This is a genomic window from Coprococcus sp. ART55/1, assembly GCF_000210595.1.
Lineage (GTDB): Bacteria > Bacillota > Clostridia > Lachnospirales > Lachnospiraceae > Coprococcus > Coprococcus aceti.
In genome coordinates, this window is record NC_021018.1 from 1,669,023 (window position 1) to 1,670,770 (window position 1,748).

Consider the following 1,748-nt stretch of genomic DNA (forward strand, 5'->3'; position numbering starts at 1 on the left):
AATCAACACTTCTCTCTTCACTTTTCGACAGACAAATGCCCGGAATTACATCATGGGCCGTTCCAAAAGAAGGCGTATACATGAAAAACAACTCAAGCGGTGAAGTTGTACGTATCGGCAGATTCTGCTCTGATGCCACAGGTTGCGAGAACCTCATGCAACCCATTAAAGATGCCTTTAACAGCACATGTATTGCTTTTTTAGAAAGCCTAACAGACACAACAGCACCATGGATTACTGTAGACGAAATTGGATATCTCGAAAACACATCATACGATTATCAAAAAGCTTTCGAAAGACTCATGAATAAAAAGCGGATCATTATGGTTGTTCGAAAACAGGATCTCTCATTTCTGAACTGGCTGTGCAGCCATAAAGATGTGTTCCTTGTTGACCTTGACAGACCATTTGGCAATTCCGGATGTATCATCATGGCTTCAGGGCAGGGAAAACGCTTTGGCAGCAATAAGCTCATGGCTGAATATCACGGACAGCCGCTCATAAAGTGGATACTTGATATAACAAAAGATTTGTTTGCCATGCGACTTGTTGTCACCATACACCAGGATATTGAAAAGCTTTGCACAGAATATAGTATACCGGTAATCCTTCACTCCTCACCATATCGGAATGATATGATCCGTCTTGGTCTGGATACAATTGGTCCCTATATTGACCGCTGTGCTTTTATTCCTTCCGATCAGCCACTCATAAAGACGGAATCTATAGCATCACTATTATTATGTGCAAAAAATGAGCCATCATATATATGGAGAACATGTTATGACAAAACTCCAGGATCACCTGTGATATTTCCAAAAGAATATTTTGATGAGCTTACGTCTCTCCCACAGGGAAAAGGCGGGAATGTCGTTGTCCACAGTCACGAATCTCAGGTAAGGCAGCTACCCGTCACCAACAAAACTGAATTGATGGACATTGACACACCAGCAGATATGGCGCGGCTGAGCTGACGCGGCTGTAGGGACGTTCCTTCTGTCACCAAGAGTGTCCCTCTGTCTTATTCGTTACAGGGGGACACTCTTGGTGACAGAAGGAACGTCCCCGATTATTCTTGGATTTGACTCAAATCAAATGCACCGTTCTCAATCAACTTCAAAATTGTGTCTACCAAGTTGTTTACAGTTTCACTTTCATTTTCAACGCCAGAATACTCTACATAAATAGTGTTCTCTCCCATATCAAAGGTTGCATAATATATTACGGTTTTGATACCTTGACTATTTGACTTTGTTACGAAATATCCTGCATTGATATCAACGCCGTCTACACTTGAAGTGATTGTATTTCCATCAATGATAGTATCTAATAGATTTACACCCTGTTTAGATACTACCATTCTTGTATCACCAATTTTTCCCTCAAGACCCAGAATATTATGATTGTCAGCATCAAAGTAAGCATCTGCGGTAACAGGCAAGTCTGCAAAAAGCATTTCAATCTCAGCATCGCTCAAGGGCCTTGTTGTTACATTTAAGTTAATTGAAGATTGTGATAAGTCATTTTTAACAAAAGTAATTGTTTCTCCACCATCCAGCGTGGCAATATCGTTTTTTGTACCAAACAGATTGCTTTGATAAACTCCCACTCCAATCACAGCAACGAGTACGAAGCAAGCAGCAACAGACACCCATTTTTGCCGATTAGTTATTTTACTTGTTTTTTTCATAGGTTCAGCCTCCTTAATATACTGATTATCGACATTTCCCAATGCCCTTAAAAGTTTC

At 40.5% G+C, this 1,748-nt stretch carries 2 protein-coding genes; one reads left to right on the forward strand and one right to left on the reverse strand.

Translation table 11 applies throughout. The annotated features are described in order from the left end of the window. On the forward strand, positions 1-974 hold a 974-nt coding region (locus tag CCU_RS07660; RefSeq protein ID WP_243440877.1), incomplete at its 5' end, for a nucleotidyltransferase family protein. 95 nt (positions 975-1,069) lie between these two features. On the opposite strand, the gene CCU_RS07665 is transcribed toward CCU_RS07660, so the two are convergent. Beyond that, a partial coding sequence (locus tag CCU_RS07665) for a hypothetical protein (RefSeq protein ID WP_208896097.1) occupies positions 1,070-1,748 on the reverse strand: 679 nt, incomplete at its 5' end.